This is a genomic window from Kitasatospora sp. SUK 42 (assembly GCF_015776785.2).
Taxonomy (GTDB): Bacteria; Actinomycetota; Actinomycetes; order Streptomycetales; family Streptomycetaceae; genus Kitasatospora.
On the sequence record NZ_LFMD02000003.1, the window covers coordinates 1,643,463 to 1,658,976 of the forward strand.

The window sequence follows — 15,514 nt, forward strand, 5'->3', positions numbered from 1 at the left end:
CCGGTCCGCCCGGGCTCCCGCCCCGAGCCGTTCGCACCCTGCCCGGACGCCGCTCAGACCCGGTAGCCGGCCAGCCGCTCCCGCTCCACCAGGGCCGGCAGCGCGGCCGTCCAGAGCCGCCGGACGGCCTCCGGGGCCGGTCGCCCACCGTCCTCGGCGGCCAGCATCACCTGACCGGCCGCCGCCGCGGTGAGCAGTTCGGCGCAGGCCCGCCGGTCCACTCCCGGGCCCAGCTCGCCGGCCTCGGCGGCGCGGTCCAGCAGTCGCCGGACGACCGCGGCGAAGCTGCGCCAGGTGGCCCCGACGGCGGGCGGGGCGTCCGGGGTGCCCGAACCGTCCCCGGTCCCGCCCCGGCGCGGGCCCCGGTGGCTCAGCCGGACGCCGGCCCGGACCACCACGTCCTCGCGCAGCAGCCGGGCGAGTTCGTGGGAGAAGTCGATCAGGCCCTGGAGGGCCGGCCCCTCGGCGCGCAGGGCTCGCAGCGCGGCCGAGCCGATCTCCCGCCCGGCGGCGGCCCGCACCCCCTCGGCCAGCGCCTGCTTGGAGACGAAGTGGAAGTAGAGGGCGCCCTTGCTGACCCCGGCCCGGCGGCTGATGTCCACCAGGCTGGCGGCCTCGAAGCCGACCCGCGCGAAGGTGTCGGCGGCGGCGAGCAGCACGGCCTGTCTGGTCCGCCCCGCGCGTTCCTGCTTGACCACTGACCCCTCCGGACTCGGCCGGACGCGGCCCCCGCCCCGCCCGGCTGCTCTCGGCGCGCCCCCCGTTGGATAGTGGCGCCTCACCTGCGGGCGGTAACAACCGAAACCGCATGGTTGGTATCTAATCTAGCGCCCCTGTCGACCCCGCCGTCCAGCGGGGACGGGCCCCCGCTGGAGGTCCGGTCTCCCCCGATTACGGCATTCCCGCAGCCCAGAGGGCAGGTAGCGTGGTCGGGCGGGCGGTACGGCGGGGGGTGACCCCGGCCACGGAAGACAAACCGGGTGGTATGTATGTTTTGCTGTGGGGCGTCCGTATCGGCCGCTCGACCGACACCCTGGAGCGGGGGCCAGTCATGCCATCGATCGTAGAGCCGGACGCCCACGGCCCGTACGCCCACCCCGGCACCGGCCACGGCTACGACTTCCACGACCGGACCGTCTCCCGGCACCTGGTGCACCGCGCCTCGGTGTCCGAGGTCTTCCTCACCGGCTGGCAGGCCACCGGCCCGTACGACTTCCTGCTCGGCGCCCAGTGGCCCCGGCTGCACGGCTTCTACCGGCTGCCCGGGGACCGCTACCACGACCCGGTGCTGATGGCCGAGACCGTCCGGCAGGCCGGACTGCTGATCGGCCACGCCGGCTTCGGGGTGCCCCGCGACCACCACTTCGTCATGGAGGAACTCGGCTACGCGCTCGGCGAGGCGGGCCTGCCCGGCCTCGCCGTCACCGCGGGCCCGGCCTCGCTGATGCTCACCGTCGGCTGCGAGGACGTCCGGATGCGGCACGGCCGGCTGGCCTCACTGCGGGTGCACGCCGAGGTCACCCGGGACGGCCTGCGGATCGGCCACGCCTCCGGCCAGCTGCGGGTGGCCACCCCCGCCTCGTACGAACGGCTGCGCGGCCCCGGGCGGCACACCGCCGCCCCGCCGCGGCCGCCGGCGCCCGACGACCCCGGGCTCGTCGGCCGCGCCCAGCCCGCGGACGTGGTGCTCAGCCCGACCCTGCGACCGGACACCTGGCTGCTGCGCACCGACGCCGAGCACCCGGTGCTGTTCGACCCCGAGCTGGACCACGTGCCCGGGATGCTGGTCCTGGAGGCCGCCCGGCAGGCCGCCCAGCGGCTGCACCACCCCGAACCGGTGGTGCCGGTCGAGCTGGTGACCTCCTTCGACCACTACATCGAGCTGGACCGGCCCTGCTTCGTCCGGGCCGTCCGCGAGCGGACACCGGACGGCTGCCGTCCGCCCGTCCTGGTCCGGCTGGTCCAGGACGGGCGGACGGCGGCCGAGTGCCGGCTGCTCACCGAGCCGGTCGACGGTCCGCGGCTGCCGGTGCCCAGGGACGCCTTCGACGGCCGCCCCGCCGCGCCCGGCCTCCTGCCGCTGGCGAGCTGAAACCCCTCAGGCGGCCACCAGCGTGGCCGGCCGCCCGGCGTGCATCACGCTGAGGTTGGCCGCCAGCCGGACCGGGTCCTGGGCCAGCCACAGCCGCAGGGCCGCGCCCAGCGCCCCGCTGGCCGACTCGACCCGGACGTCGGTGAGCTGGGCGATCCGGGCCGCGCCGGGCACCAGCAGGTCGGCCAGCGCGGTCGGCAGCCAGACCGTCAGGGCGCACGGCGCGGGCGTGGCGATGGCGCTCAGCAGCCGGTAGGCGTCCCCCGGTGCGCTGAGCGCGGGAATGATGTCCAGCAGAGCGTCGGCCACCACCTCGGACACGTCGCTCCGGTGCCCCTGGGCGAGCCGGCGGAGCAGCATGCGCTCGGCGGCGGTGATTCGGACGGTCAGCATGACCTCGTCGCACTCCATTGCGCGATTTCCTCCTCGTTCCTCCCCGTACCGGCGCGGGCGGCCGGCACGAACTACCCCTGTTGCACCTCGGCCCGGCCACCTCCTGAGGAAAGCCGGGCCGATTGGTGTGTGCCCCCGGTCAAATCCCCGCGTACGAGTGCTTGCCGGTGACGAAGATGTTCACGCCGTAGTAGTTGAAGATCCAGCAGGCGAAGGCCGCCAGCGCCAGGTACGCGGCCTTGCGGCCCTTCCAGCCGGCCGTCGCGCGGGCGTGCAGGTAGCAGGCGTAGGCGACCCAGGTGATGAAGGACCACGTCTCCTTCGGGTCCCACTCCCAGTACCTGCCCCAGGCGGACTCGGCCCAGATCGCGCCCGCGATGATGGTGAAGGTCCACAGCGGGAAGACCAGGGCGTTGACCCGGTAGGACAGCTTGTCGAAGGTGGACGCGGCGGGCAGCCGGCGCCAGATCGAGGCCGAGGTGCCCAGCGGGCCGGTGGTCAGGCCGGCCTCCATCCGCTTCTCGAAGGAGTCCTTGCCCAGGTACAGCAGCGTGGCGATGAACGCCGCGTAGAAGGCGCCGCCGCAGAAGATCGCGGTGGCGACGTGGATCGCCAGCCACGGCGAGTGCAGTGCCGGGACGAGCTGCTCGGAGTCGGTGTACAGCACCGTGGTGGCGATGCCCAGGGTCAGCAGCGCCGCGACCACGACCGGCAGGCCGAGCCAGCGCACGTTCTTCTTCGCCGCCAGCAGCACCAGGTAGGCCGCGATCATCGCGAAGGCGAAGGCGCAGGAGAACTCGTACATGTTGCCCCACGGCCAGCGGGACACCGACAGGCCTCGGGTGATGATGCCGCCGCCGTGCAGCAGCAGTCCGAGGACGCTGAGCGAGACCGCGATCCGGCCGGCCAGGTCGGCCCGCAGGTTGGTGCCGGCCACGCCCGGGCCGTCCTCCTCCTCCGCGCCCCGCCCGCTGGTGACCACCGTCGCGCCCTCGCCCGCCACCGCGGTGCGGGTGAGCGTGGTGGTGCCGCCGCCGGCCGCCGCCACGGTGACGGTGACCTGCTTCTTCACGGCCTTCCTGTCGGCCGTGGCGACGGTGTCGGCCAGGCTGCCGGCCTGCTCCGTCGAGCGGACGGCGACGGCACCCTTGCTGCCGAAGGTCCACTCGATCATGTGGGCGAACATGGCGAGCGTGTAGACCACCATCGCCGAATAGATCAGCTTGTTCGAGAGGTCGGCCAGCTGGGGGTCGACCGTCGCGGCGAGTTGCACCGTCTACTCCTTGGAGTTCTGGTCAGCAGGGACTGCGGGATCCGAGGACGCCTCCGGGGCTGTGGGGGCCCCGGCCTCCTCGGGTACGTCCGTTCCGGGGTCCTCCTCGTCCTCCGCCGCCGGGGCGTCGTCCTGGAGGTCCACCGCGAGTTCGGCCAGCTCCTCGGCGATCTTCGCCGACTCGCTGCGGGCCAGGCCGGCCAGCTCCACCTGGGTGCCGCCGCCCGGCAGGGCGACCGCGCGCACCCAGATCCGGCGGCGCTGGATGAACAGCGAGCCGATCAGGCCGAGGATCGCCAGCACGCCACCGGCCAGGGCGATCTCGTTGCCGGGGCGGTGCGAGATGTTGAGGCTCACCCACCGCTTGTAGCCCTCGAAGGTGACGGTGCCGTAGTTGTCCGGGAGGGTCCAGCCCTCGCCGGGCTTGAGCCTGACGATGGCGGGCTTGCCGTCCTGGGTCAGCTGGGTCATCTTCCGCATGTTGAGCTGGTAGATGTTCTGCGGCAGACCGGAGTCGGTGCCGAGGTCGCCCGCGTAGGCGTTCAGCACCAGCATCGGCGCGGCGTCGTCGGGGAACAGCGAGATCGGACCGGTGTTCTCGAAGCTCGCCGGGGCGGTCGGGAGGAAGAAGCCGGACAGGCCCAGCTGGGTCTTGTTGCCGTCGGGCCCCACGCCGTAGTCGGAGACCTTCACGACACCGGTGGAGGTCTCGTTGGCGTCCTGCGGCAGGAACGGTGTGGCGCCGCGGTAGACGATGTCGCCCTTGCCGTTGCGGACGGTGATGATCGGCGCGAAGCCGTGGCCGCCGAGGTAGACCTTGCTGCCGCCGATCTCCAGCGGGTGGTTGACCTCGATCTTGCCCTGCTTCAGCTTCGACGTGTCGCTGCCCTCGGCGTACTGGACGTTCGCGGTGAACTCCCGGGCGGCACCGATCTGGGAGCCGCTGGACTGGAACCGCGCCTTGAAGCTGTCGAGCTTCACGTAGAAGGGGTCGAGGTTGTCGCTGGTGTAGAACCGCGTGCCGGTGAAGTCGTCGAGCTGGGTGATGGTGTTGGAGTAGCCCTCGCCCTCGACCATCAGCTTGCCGCCGGTGCCGGAGGCCAGGCTGGCCCAGGCGAAGCCGCCGAGCAGCGCGAACAGCGACAGGTGGAACACCAGGTTGCCGACCTCGCGCAGGTAGCCCTTCTCGGCGGACACCGCGCCGCCGGACAGGTGGGCGCGGAAGCCGCGCTTGCGCAGCAGCCGGTGCGCGGCGGCGTTCACCGCGTCGGCGTCCGCCGAGGTGCGCCAGGCCGCGTGCACCGGCATCCGGGTCAGGTTGCGCGGGGCGGCCGGCGGCTGGGAGCGCAGCACGCCGACGAACTGCCAGGTGCGCGGGATGATGCAGCCGGCCAGCGAGATGAACAGCAGGATGTAGATCGCGGAGAACCAGACCGAGCTGTAGACGTCGAACAGCTGGAGCTTCTCGTAGATCGGCGCGACCGCGGTGTGCTGCGCCTTCCAGGTCTGCACCTTGAACTGGTTCTGGCCGTTCTGCGGGATCAGCGAGCCCGGGATGGCGGCCAGCGAGAGCAGGAACAGCAGGATCAGGGCGACCCGCATCGAGGTCAGCTGGCGCCACATCCAGCGCGCCCAGCCGAACATCCCTATGCCGACCGGGCCGTCCGACTCGACCGGAGCGGTGCTGAGCCGCTCGGCCGCGTTGTCGTCCGGCGCCGGGGGCAGCTCGGTCTCGGTCGTGGTGTTGCTCACGGTCAGATTCCGATCTGGAAGTCGGCGGTCCAGGACTGGAGCTCGTTCATCATCGAGTCCCAGATCCCGGTGACGAGCAGCAGACCGACCGCGACGAGCATGCCGCCGCCGATCCTCATGACGAGCGGGTAGTGCCGCTTGACCCAGCCGAAGGCGCCCAGCGCCCGGCGGAAGGCCACCGCGGCCAGGATGAACGGTACGCCCAGGCCAAGGCAGTAGAAGGTGGTCAGCAGTGCGCCACGCTGGGCGTCGGCCTGGTTGAGGGCCAGGTTCTGCACGGCGGTCAGGGTCGGCCCCATGCAGGGCGTCCAGCCGACGCCGAAGACCACGCCCAGCATCGGGGCGCCCAGCAGGCCGACGGCCGGGCGGCGGTGCGAGCGCACCTCCAGCATGTTCAGCCCGGGGATCAGGCCCATGAAGGCCAGGCCCATCACGACGGTGAGCGAGCCCAGCACGATGCTGATCGGCCGCTTGTAGTCCTGGAGCTCCTGACCGAAGAAGCCGAACAGGGCGCCGGTGGAGACGAAGACGGCGGTGAAGCCGAGGATGAACAGCACCACGCCGAGCAGCATCCGGCCGCGCCGCGTGCCGCGGGCGTCCGCGAGGTCCGCGGCGGAGAAGCCGGTCACGTACGACAGGTAGCCGGGAACCAGCGGCAGCACGCAGGGCGAGAAGAACGACAGCAGCCCCGCCGCCAGCGCGATCGGGGCCGCGACCAGCAACGTCCCGCTCTGCACGGTCGAGGTGGTGTCGGCGAGTTGGAGGGGCAGACTCACTGCTTCTGCTCCGCGACCACCGGCTGGAGGATCGACTCCAGCGCGTCGTCGGTGGTGCCGCCGAGGGCGCGGGCGGCCAGCTTGCCGTCCCGGTCGACGATCAGGGTGGTCGGGATGGACTGCGGGTTGAGGCTTCCCTTGGAGAACTTGAGCAGCTGGGTGCCGGCCGGATCGTAGAGGCTCGGGAAGGTGACGCCCTGCTCCTCCTCGAAGCGGACCGCGTTGTTCTTGTCGGGGTCCCGGGTGTTGATGCCGAGGAACTGGACGCCCTGGTCCTTGTACTTCTCCGAGACGGCCTGGAGGCTCTTCGCCTCCCCCCGGCACGGCCCGCACCAGGAGCCCCAGACGTTCAGCACCACGACCTTGCCGCGGTAGTCGGAGAGCTTGACCGGGTTGCCGTCCAGGGTCACCCCGGAGATGTCCGGCGCGTCCCCGCGCTTGCCGATGTCCGCCTTCGACAGGTTGGTCCCCTTGACGGTGACGAAGCCGACCTGGCCCTCGCTGCTCGACGAGCCCGAGGACGAACAGCCGGTGAGGACGAGCGCAGCGGCGGCGGCAGTGGCGGCGGCTGCGGCGACACGGGGACGGGGGCGCGCCATGGCAGACATGTGAAAAGTTTCGCATGGAGTTCCGGGCGGGTTCGCCGGGGTCCGCCCTTGCGCGTCGCACCGCCTCTGACCTGCAACGGAACCGGGCCACCTGGCAGTCGCCAGGTGGCCCGGTCCCATACTTACGCGGGGCTTACCCCTTGCGCGCGGCCCGTACGGGGGCTAACCGAGGGCTAGGCGCCGAAGCTCTTGCCCACCGGCTTGCCCTTGCCGCCCTTGCCCACCAGGTGCGCGGGCAGCAGGTCGCGGGCCGGCTCGCGGTAGCCGACCGAGACGATCCGGTCGCCCTCGAAGGTGAAGCTGGTCAGCGAGGCCAGCGAGCACTGCCGGCGGCGCGGGTCGTGCCAGAGCCGGCGGCGCTCGACGAAGGAGCGGACGATCCAGATCGGCAGCTGGTGGCTGACGCAGACCGCCTCGTGCCCGCGGGCGGCGTCCCGGGCCGCGCCGAGCGCGCCCATCATCCGCACCACCTGGTCGAGGTACGGCTCGCCCCAGGACGGCTTGAACGGGTTGGTGAGGTACTTCCAGTAGCCCGGGTTCCGCAGCGAGCCGTCGCCGACGCCGAAGGTCTTGCCCTCGAAGACGTTCTCCGCCTCGATCAGCCGCGCGTCCTCGGCGACGTCCAGGCCGTGCGCCTTGGCGATCGGCGCCGCGGTCTCCTGGGCCCGCTCCAGCGGGGAGGCCACCACGTGGGTGATGTCCCGGCCCGACAGGTCCTCGGCCACCCGGTCGGCCATCTCCCGGCCCAGCTCGGACAGGTGGTAGTCGGGCAGCCGCCCGTACAGGACGCCCTCCGGGTTGTGCACCTCGCCGTGGCGCATCAGGTGGACGACGGTGATCTCTTTGGCGCTCACTTCTCGGTACTCCTGAGGCTTGGGTTAGGCCGTGGCCGCGGCGGCGGCCCGGGCGGCGGCCGGCAGGGCGGCGGCGATCCGCTCGATCGCCCGCGCGTCGTGGGCCGCCGAGACGAACCAGGACTCGAAGGCGGACGGCGGCAGGTAGACGCCCTCGGCCAGCATCGCGTGGAAGAAGGCGGTGAAACGGTACGCCTCCTGCGCCCTGGCCTGGTCGTAGTCGGTCACCGGGGCCTCGGTGAAGAACACCGAGAACATGTTCCCGGCGGTCTGCAGCCGGTGCGCCACGCCCTCCTTGGTGAGCGCGTCGGAGACCAGGCCGGAGACCTCGGCGGCGACCTTGTCCACCGTCGCGTACACCTCGTCGGTGCAGCCGCGCAGCTGGGCCAGGCCGGCCGCGGTGGCGACCGGGTTCCCGGACAGCGTGCCGGCCTGGTAGACCGGGCCGGCCGGGGCGAGGTGCGCCATCACGTCGGCGCGGCCGCCGAAGGCCGCGGCCGGGAAGCCGCCGCCCATGACCTTGCCGAAGGTCAGCAGGTCCGGCGCCCAGCCCTCGTTCGCGGCCTCCAGGCCGTACCAGCCGGCCTTGGAGACGCGGAAGCCGGTCATCACCTCGTCGGAGATGAACAGCGCGCCGTTCTCCCGGCAGAGCCGGGCCAGGCCCCCGTTGAAGCCGGGCAGCGGCGGGACGACGCCCATGTTGCCGGGCGAGGCCTCGGTGATCACGCAGGCGATCTCGCCCGGGTGGGCGGCGAAGGCCCGTTCGACGGCGGCCAGGTCGTTGTACGGCAGCACGATGGTGTCGCCGGCCTGGGCGCCGGTGACGCCCGGGGTATCCGGCAGGCCGAAAGTGGCCACACCGGAACCGGCGGCGGCCAGCAGCGCGTCCACGTGACCGTGGTAGCAGCCGGCGAACTTCACCACCTTCGCCCGGCCGGTGAAGCCGCGGGCCAGCCGGATCGCGGACATGGTGGCCTCGGTGCCGGAGGAGACCAGGCGGACCTGCTCGACCGGGGCGATCCGGGAGACGATCTCCTCGGCCAGCTCGACCTCGCCCTGGCCGGGGGTGCCGAAGGAGGTGCCGCGGGAGACGGCCTGCTGGACGGCGTCGATCACCGCGGGGTGCGCGTGGCCCAGGATCATCGGACCCCACGAGCACACCAGGTCGACGTACTCACGGCCGTCGGCGTCGGTGAGGTAGGGGCCGGTGCCGGACACCATGAAGCGCGGCGTGCCGCCGACCGCGCGGAAGGCGCGCACCGGGGAGTTGACGCCGCCGGGCGTGACCACGGAGGCGCGTTCGAACAGCGACTGGGACTGGGGGGCTTCGTAGGGGTAGCTCACAGGAGACATGGTCTCAAATCGTGTCCTTCAGCTCTGCATGTCCGGCCCGATCATCTGGAACGATGATCCGGGCACCGTTGTCTGTACGGTTGTCCTGACGGTTGTCCGTACGGACGGGGCCGCTGGCCGCTCCGGAGCACGGACCAGTCAGACTGTGTACACAGGGTGCGCGAGCGCTCCGGTTGTGTGCAGGGGTGTGGAGAGGACTGCCGCGTACCGCGAGTGGGTACGGCGGCGCATGACGGGTAAGGAGCACGCCCGGCGGGACGCCGGACGTGCGGGGGTCTGTCGATTCCGGCGAATTCCGGTGAGGATGGTCCGAGTGTCCGAGGCGCAGGACGGCTACGACGAGGCCGCGGGGGGCTCCCGCCGGCCCGCCGAGGCCGCACGCGGGGGTACGGGAGCGGGTACGGGTCGTGGTCGTCGCGGCGGCGAGAGGCGGGGTGAGGGACGCGTGGGGGTGACGTACAAGTACTTCGGCGCACCGGACCGCGCGACCGCCGCCAGGGTCCCCACCGCCCTCGGCCCGGGCGGTCTCGGCCTGGACGCCGGCGAACTCGGCGCGCTGGGGCGGCTCGGCGACCTGATGGAGACCAGCGGCTCCCCCACCGGCCACCTCTCCACCAAGATCAAGCCGGAGACCATGAGCGCCATGGTGCTCACCGGCATCCAGGGCGTCCCCCTGCACCAGGTGCCGCCGCTGGAACTCGTCGTGCTGCACCCCGACTACGCCGTCGTCCAGCTCCCGCACAACGTGGTCGAACCGCTCCGCAAGGCCGACATCACCGAGCTCGGCGCGGCCGCCTTCATCTGGTCCACCGTCCAGGACCGGCGCGGGCCGCGCGACGCCTTCGTGATCTACAGCATGCTGCACGAGTGGCAGGACTTCGCCAACCGGCTGCACGACGCCGGGCACCAGCTGTACTGCCTGGTCTGGCCGTAGAACACCCGTACACCGTCCCGAGTTGGCGGATCGTCAGCTCTTGCTGACGGCCGGTCGGAGCAGCACCGCCGCCAGCAGCAGCGCCGCCGCGAGCAGTCCGGCGGCCACCGCGAAGGCGAGCCGGAAGCCGCCCGCGAGCGCCTCGCCCGCGGGGTGCCCGGAGGCGGCCAGGGCTCCGGTGCGGCCGTCGGCGAGGGTGGTGAGCACGGCGACACCGAGCGCCCCGCCGATCTGCTGGGTGGTGTTGAACAGCCCGGAGGCGGTGCCCGCGTCGGCCGGGCCGGCGCCGGACATGCCGAGCACGGCGAGCGTGGACAGCACCAGGCCGCCACCGGAGATCAGCAGCATGGTCGGCAGCAGGTCGACGACGTAGTCGGCGTCGGACGGCAGCCGGACCAGCAGGGCGAGCGCGGCGAGCAGCATGGCCAGGCCGGTGAGCAGGACGGCGCGCTCGCCGAACCTCGCGCTCAGCCGGGCGGAGAGCAGCAGTGACACCGCGCCGATGGCGGCCGCCGCCGGCAGCATCGCCAGGCCCGTGGCGGCCGCGCCGTAGCCGAGGACCCGCTGCATGTAGAGGGCGACCATGATCTGGAAGCCGAACATCCCGGAGATGGTCAGCACCTGCACCAGGTTGGCGCCGGAGACGTCGCGCGAGCGGAACATCCGCAGCGGGAGCAGCGGCTCGGCGGCCCGGGCCTGGCGGAGCAGGAAGGCGGCCAGCAGGGCGAGCGAGAGCGCGCCGAGGCCGAGGGTGCGGGCGGAGGTCCAGCCGTTCGCGCCGGCGCCGACGATGGTGGAGATGCCGAGCATCAGCGCGGCGGTGATCAGCACGGCGCCCAGGGCGTCGGCGCCGGCCCGCAGGCCCGGGCCGCGGTCGGGCTCCAGCACCCGGAGGGCCAGCAGGGCGGCGGCGAGGCCGAGCGGCAGGTTGATCAGGAAGATCCAGTGCCAGTTGAGGGCCTGGGTGAGCACCCCGCCGAGGACCTGGCCGATCGAGGCGCCGGCCGCGCCGACGAAGCTGAACGCGCCGATCGCGCGGCCGCGTTCGCGCGGCTCGGGGAAGAGCGTGACGATCATGCCGAGGCTGACGGCGGAGGCCATCGCGCCGCCGACGCCCTGGAGGAAGCGGGCGGCGATCAGCACGGCCTGCCCGGTGGCGACGGCGCAGAGCAGCGAGGCCACGGTGAAGACGGCGAGTCCGGCGATGAAGACCCGCCTGCGGCCGATGAGGTCGCCGAGCCGGCCGGCCAGCAGGAGCAGCCCGCCGAAGGCGATCAGGTAGGCGTTGAGCGTCCAGGTGAGGTCGGCGGGCGAGAAGCCCAGGTCGTCCTGGATGGCGGGCAGCGCCACGGTGACGATCGAGCCGTCCAGGACGATCATCAGCATTCCCGCGCAGAGCACCGTGAGGGCGAGCATGCGCGAGCGGGTGGGGGCTGCGGAGGCCGCGTCGGGCGCGGCCTGGGCGTGCGTGGTCATGGCGGGTCTCCCGGTTCGTCGAGTACCGGGAAGGACGCTATCAGATTGTTTTGTTCGGGACTATCTATCTCGGGAGCAGGATGCGGCCATGGCTCAGCCCCGGGCGCGGCGGGCCCGGCGGACCGTCCGTTCACTCTCCACCGGCTCCGCCAGGTGGCCGTCCACCAGGCGGGTCAGGGCCGAGACGAACGACTGCTGCTCGGGCTGCGGCAGCGAGTCCAGCAGCTCGCGGTGCACCCGGTCGGCGATCTCGGTGCCCTTCACCACGGCCTGCTCCCCCGCCTCGGTGACCGAGATGATCCGGGCCCGGCGGTCGGTCGCGGACGGGCGGCGCTCGGCCAGGCCCGCCTTCTCCAGCTCGTCGACGGTGACCACCATGGTGGTCTTGTCCAGGTCCGCCAGCTCGGCCAGCTGGATCTGGGTGCGCTCGGCCTCCCAGGCGTGGAACAGCACGCAGTAGGCGCGGGGGGTGATCCCGAGCTCCGTGAAGGCGGCCGCCATCCGGGTCGCCAGCACGTGGCTCGCGTGGTCCAGCAGGCCGGAGATGTCGCGGATCTGGCGCACGGGTGGCGGGGTCGTCGTCATACGTCCGAGGTTAGCAACGGCCCGTCTGCTCCCGGATGATCCCGTAGCCAACCAACACCGGGGTTACGGGATACCCAACTCGAACAGCGCATACCCCGCGTACCAGCCCGCCGCGAGCACCGGCATCGCGAACAGCCCGACCAGCGAGGAGGTCCGCACCCGGCGCAGCGCCACCGCCAGGCCGATGAACAGCGGGAAGGCCGGCAGCAGGTAGCGCGAGATGTTGCCGAAGATCTGGTTGCTGCTCAGCGCGGTGATGACGGTGAGCGCGGTGTACACCCACAGGACCAGCGGCGGGCGGGTCCGCCAGAGCAGCACCAGCAGACCGGGCAGGGCGATCAGCAGGGCGATCGCGATCAGGTCCGGGACGGGGTTGGACTGCCAGAACGTCCAGTGGCCGGTGATCACGTCCATGATCGTGCGCAGGGTGGAGGCGCCGCCGTCGAAGTAGCGGTTCCAGGCGCCGCGCTGGAGCTTGAAGTAGCCGCCCCAGTCGCCCATCCGCCAGCCGACCCAGGCGACGTAGCCGAGCAGGCCCCACGGGGTGATCAGCATCGCGGTCAGCGGGCGGGCCACCCCGTCGGTGCGGCGCACCAGTGCGACCAGCGCGGCGATCGACACGGCGGCGATCAGCGCGGCGGCGGTCGGCCGGTTGAGGCCCGCCACCAGCGCCAGCACCCCGGCGGTCAGCCAGCGGCGGGTCATCACGCAGTAGCAGGCCCAGGCGGAGAGCGCGACGAACAGCGAGTCCGAGTAGACCGCCCACTCCACGCCCGAACCCGGGAACAGGCCCCAGATCACCGCGGCGATCACGCCCGCCCGGAAGCCGCCGAGCCGCTCGGCGATCGCGAAGATCCCGGCCGCGGCGACCAGCGAGGCGAGCACCGAGACCACGATCCCGGAGCCGTACGGGCCGAGCCCGGTGACGGCGCCGACCAGCCGCATCAGCCAGGGGTAGAGCGGGAAGAAGGCGGCGGAGTTCTCGTAGTAGGTGGCCAGCGGGAAGCCGTGCAGCGGGATCAGCTGCGGGTTGTAGCCGTTCTCGGCGATCCGCTGGTACCAGACGCCGTCCCAGGTGCCCAGCACGTCCCACGGGTTGGCACCGCCGCCGCGGCCGGGCTCCTTCTTCAGGTAGTCCCCGGTGTGCGACAGCAGCGTCAGGAAGACGGTCAGGCCGATGGCCTTGACCACCGCGTACGCGCCGAGCGCGGGCGCGAAGCGGTCCACCAGCGCCCCGAACCGTCCGGGCGCCAGGCCCGCCCGCTCCCCGGCCCCCTCCCCCGTCGGTGTCACGGGCTCGGTACTGGACGACTCGGTGCTCGATGCCGTGCTCATCTGCTCTGGGTACTCCCCGCCCCGCTCAAGGTGCGCGCGGCTCCGGCGCAACGATTTTCCCGTGAGCCTACGGCACGCCCCCGCGGCCGCACCCTCCCCCGTCCCGCCCCTCGGACGCCGCACCACGTGGGCGGGGCCGTCGCCCACCCGGTCGGGGGTGGGCGACGGCCCCGTGACGGGCGCCGGTCGCCTCCGTGAACGTCAGCCGTGGACGTACACGATGCCGAGCTTGGTCAGCTGCCAGAGCTGGCCGGCCACGCCGGTGTCGGCGGCGAGCTCGACGTAGGGGTTGCCCTTGGCGTCGAGGGTGCTGCCGGCGGAGAGCACCTTGCCCTGGTCCTGGGAGTCGACGATCTTGTAGGTGCCGGGGGCGGCCGGCTTGAACACCCAGTGCTGGTTGCCGCCGCCGTTGCAGCCCCACTGCTGGATCCGGGTGCCGGGGGCGGTCGAGGCGCCGTTGGCGTCCAGGCACATGTCGCGGTTGCCGCTGAAGTCGACCTCGTAGCTGCCGCCGGCCTTGGCCTCCAGGACGAAGGACTGGTTCAGCCCGCCGGTGGCCGGGTAGCTGATCGCGGCCCGGCCGTTGGTGGAGTCGCCGTAGGTGCCGCCGCCGCTGAGGTCGAGCGCGTTGCCGGTGGCGGCGTTGGTCAGCTGGTACCAGGAGCCGTCCTCGGGGACGTCGCCGAAGGGTTTGCCGGGCGTGAGCGGCTGGATCGAGGTGGTGTTCTGCTGGTTGAGCGTGCAGTACGCCTGGCTGAGGTCGGAGCGGGCGAAGAACTGGCCGAGGCAGACGCCCTCACCGCGGTAGCCCGCCACCCGCAGGTGGTACGACTGGCGGACCATGTTCATGCACAGCCCGGGGATGCCGATCTGCGAGTCGCAGCCGTTGCGCACCCACTCCGAGAGGTTGATGACGTCCCCGTTGGTGTACTCGTACGGGGAGGTCGTCCACTCCGCGCAGACCTCGTGCCCGAAGGAGACCCGCCGCTGGTCCAGGTACCGCACGCCGGGCACCTGTTCGGCCGCGGAGCGGAGCGCGTCGCTGAAGGTCGGCACCACCCAGTTGTGGCCCCAGGCGAGGTCCTCGGGGAAGGCCGGGCAGCCGTCGGCGACCTTGCCGACGTAGTCGTTGCGCCGGATGTCCGGGGTGATCGGGTTGAAGTACGACTGGTAGACCAGCTGGTACGAGGAGTCGGCGTAGCCGGCCCTGCGCATGGTCTGCCGGACGTTCTGCAGCGCGGCGACCACCTTGGGCTGGATCCGCTGGGCCCGCCTGCGGATCTCGTCGCTGCCGATGGTGTCCCGGCAGCCCTGGGCCTTGGGGACGGGGAAGTACTGCGAGAGGCAGTGCATCATGATGCCGGTGAAGTCGAAGTCGTCGTTGGCGCCGATGGTGACCACGACCATCTTCACGTCGTACTTGCCCGCCACGTCGGCGAGTTTGACGTCCTGCTTGGGCTCGCCGAAGTCGCCGCTGCCCGCGCCGGTGATCTTCGCCAGCTCGGGGTCGCTGACCAGGTCGCCGGTCTGGGCGCCGGAGCAGGCGAGGTCGATCGGGGTGACCCCGGGGATGTCGGTGACGAAGATCTCCGACTTGGGGTGCCGGTGGCAGTAGTTGGTGGGGCTGTCGGTCTCCGGGAAGTAGCCGTCGCCGGTGTCGGTGCCGGCGCCCTCACCGGAGATGGCGCTGTCGCCGAGGGCGACGATCGCGGCCGGGCGGGTGGCACCGGGTGCCGGGGCCGGGGCGCTGTCGGCCAGTGCGGCCGGGGCGCCGGTCAGGCCGAGGGTGGCGACGAGCGCGCCGGTGGCGAACAGCGCGCCGGCCCGGGAGCGGCGCCGGGCCGGCCCCCTTCGCCGTGCCGCTGACATGCGGAACCTGATCACACGCGACTCCTTGCAGGGGGTGGGGGAACCGCCCGGCCGGGGGCGCCGAGCGGCGCGGAGCAGCAAGGGAGGAGCAGTAAAGATGAGCAGGTCTCACATTCTAGGTACTGACAAGTAACGCAACAAGGCTTGTGACATCGGGCAGACTTGACGCGGTGACGGGAAACGCCGGAGAGCCGCCGCTCCGCGCCCCAGGAGG

General features: G+C 72.3%; 14 protein-coding genes. 2 read left to right on the forward strand and 12 right to left on the reverse strand.

Annotation, left to right across the window (positions count from 1 at the left end):
* Positions 1 to 53: 53 nt before the first annotated feature.
* The gene (locus RZ50_RS17100; RefSeq protein WP_196947552.1) at positions 54 to 698 is read right to left on the reverse strand and encodes a ScbR family autoregulator-binding transcription factor; all 645 of its coding nucleotides are present in this window, start codon (positions 696 to 698) and stop codon (positions 54 to 56) included.
* Positions 699 to 1,051: 353 nt separating this feature from the next.
* Between RZ50_RS17100 and RZ50_RS17105 the strand changes: the two genes are divergently transcribed.
* On the forward strand, positions 1,052 to 2,092 hold the full coding sequence (locus RZ50_RS17105) for a ScbA/BarX family gamma-butyrolactone biosynthesis protein (RefSeq protein WP_217680581.1): 1,041 nt from the start codon (positions 1,052 to 1,054) through the stop codon (positions 2,090 to 2,092).
* A 6-nt stretch (positions 2,093 to 2,098) separates the two neighbouring features.
* On the opposite strand, the gene RZ50_RS17110 is transcribed toward RZ50_RS17105, so the two are convergent.
* From RZ50_RS17110 to hemL, 7 genes are all read right to left on the reverse strand, one after another.
* A complete protein-coding gene (locus tag RZ50_RS17110; RefSeq protein WP_196952067.1) occupies positions 2,099 to 2,485 on the reverse strand; it encodes a hypothetical protein in 387 nt (128 codons plus the stop codon).
* Between the two features lie 139 nt (positions 2,486 to 2,624).
* The gene (ccsB, locus tag RZ50_RS17115; protein ID WP_196952066.1) at positions 2,625 to 3,758 is read right to left on the reverse strand and encodes a c-type cytochrome biogenesis protein CcsB; all 1,134 of its coding nucleotides are present in this window, start codon (positions 3,756 to 3,758) and stop codon (positions 2,625 to 2,627) included.
* A gap of 3 nt (positions 3,759 to 3,761) precedes the next feature.
* Entirely contained in the window at positions 3,762 to 5,510 is a 1,749-nt protein-coding gene (locus RZ50_RS17120) for a cytochrome c biogenesis protein ResB (protein ID WP_308271679.1), read from the reverse strand.
* Between the two features lie 2 nt (positions 5,511 to 5,512).
* Positions 5,513 to 6,286 carry a cytochrome c biogenesis protein CcdA gene (locus RZ50_RS17125; protein ID WP_308271681.1) on the reverse strand — a complete coding sequence of 258 codons (774 nt, stop codon included), beginning with the start codon at positions 6,284 to 6,286 and terminating at the stop codon, positions 5,513 to 5,515.
* Positions 6,283 to 6,894 (reverse strand): TlpA disulfide reductase family protein, encoded by a 612-nt coding sequence (locus RZ50_RS17130; RefSeq protein ID WP_196952065.1) that lies wholly within the window; start codon positions 6,892 to 6,894, stop codon positions 6,283 to 6,285. The genes RZ50_RS17125 and RZ50_RS17130 overlap by 4 nt, the downstream gene beginning before the upstream one ends.
* 173 nt (positions 6,895 to 7,067) lie before the next feature.
* Positions 7,068 to 7,715, reverse strand: a complete 648-nt coding sequence (locus RZ50_RS17135; protein WP_196952069.1) for a histidine phosphatase family protein — start codon at positions 7,713 to 7,715, stop codon at positions 7,068 to 7,070.
* A 57-nt stretch (positions 7,716 to 7,772) separates the two neighbouring features.
* Positions 7,773 to 9,101, reverse strand: coding sequence for a glutamate-1-semialdehyde 2,1-aminomutase (gene hemL, locus RZ50_RS17140; RefSeq protein WP_196952064.1), 1,329 nt, complete (start codon positions 9,099 to 9,101; stop codon positions 7,773 to 7,775).
* Positions 9,102 to 9,552: 451 nt separating this feature from the next.
* On the opposite strand from hemL, the gene RZ50_RS17145 reads away from it, so the two are divergent.
* Positions 9,553 to 10,035, forward strand: coding sequence for a hypothetical protein (locus RZ50_RS17145; RefSeq protein ID WP_374199935.1), 483 nt, complete (start codon positions 9,553 to 9,555; stop codon positions 10,033 to 10,035).
* Between the two features lie 33 nt (positions 10,036 to 10,068).
* Here RZ50_RS17145 and RZ50_RS17150 read toward each other — a convergent pair whose 3' ends face one another.
* The 4 genes from RZ50_RS17150 to RZ50_RS17165 all read right to left on the reverse strand — a co-directional run bounded on the left by RZ50_RS17150 (position 10,069) and on the right by RZ50_RS17165 (position 15,300).
* Positions 10,069 to 11,511, reverse strand: coding sequence for an MFS transporter (locus RZ50_RS17150; protein WP_196952062.1), 1,443 nt, complete (start codon positions 11,509 to 11,511; stop codon positions 10,069 to 10,071).
* Between the two features lie 93 nt (positions 11,512 to 11,604).
* Complete coding sequence (locus tag RZ50_RS17155; RefSeq protein ID WP_196952061.1) at positions 11,605 to 12,096, reverse strand: MarR family winged helix-turn-helix transcriptional regulator; 492 nt, start codon at positions 12,094 to 12,096, stop codon at positions 11,605 to 11,607.
* Positions 12,097 to 12,159: 63 nt separating this feature from the next.
* On the reverse strand, positions 12,160 to 13,431 hold the full coding sequence (locus RZ50_RS17160) for a glycosyltransferase family 39 protein (RefSeq protein WP_196952060.1): 1,272 nt from the start codon (positions 13,429 to 13,431) through the stop codon (positions 12,160 to 12,162).
* 201 nt (positions 13,432 to 13,632) lie between these two features.
* Positions 13,633 to 15,300 (reverse strand): RICIN domain-containing protein, encoded by a 1,668-nt coding sequence (locus RZ50_RS17165; RefSeq protein ID WP_196952059.1) that lies wholly within the window; start codon positions 15,298 to 15,300, stop codon positions 13,633 to 13,635.
* Positions 15,301 to 15,514 lie beyond the last annotated feature (214 nt).

Bases quoted from the DNA above. Each gene is read 5' to 3' on its own strand.
- RZ50_RS17130 (WP_196952065.1), bottom strand. From the start codon at position 6,894: ATGTCTGCCATGGCGCGCCCCCGTCCCCGTGTCGCCGCAGCCGCCGCC.
- RZ50_RS17165 (WP_196952059.1), bottom strand. From the start codon at position 15,300: ATGTCAGCGGCACGGCGAAGGGGGCCGGCCCGGCGCCGCTCCCGGGCC.
- RZ50_RS17105 (WP_217680581.1), top strand. From the start codon at position 1,052: ATGCCATCGATCGTAGAGCCGGACGCCCACGGCCCGTACGCCCACCCC.
- RZ50_RS17160 (WP_196952060.1), bottom strand. From the start codon at position 13,431: ATGAGCACGGCATCGAGCACCGAGTCGTCCAGTACCGAGCCCGTGACA.
- RZ50_RS17135 (WP_196952069.1), bottom strand. From the start codon at position 7,715: ATGCGCCACGGCGAGGTGCACAACCCGGAGGGCGTCCTGTACGGGCGG.
- RZ50_RS17150 (WP_196952062.1), bottom strand. From the start codon at position 11,511: ATGACCACGCACGCCCAGGCCGCGCCCGACGCGGCCTCCGCAGCCCCC.
- RZ50_RS17155 (WP_196952061.1), bottom strand. From the start codon at position 12,096: ATGACGACGACCCCGCCACCCGTGCGCCAGATCCGCGACATCTCCGGC.
- RZ50_RS17110 (WP_196952067.1), bottom strand. From the start codon at position 2,485: ATGCTGACCGTCCGAATCACCGCCGCCGAGCGCATGCTGCTCCGCCGG.
- hemL (WP_196952064.1), bottom strand. From the start codon at position 9,101: ATGTCTCCTGTGAGCTACCCCTACGAAGCCCCCCAGTCCCAGTCGCTG.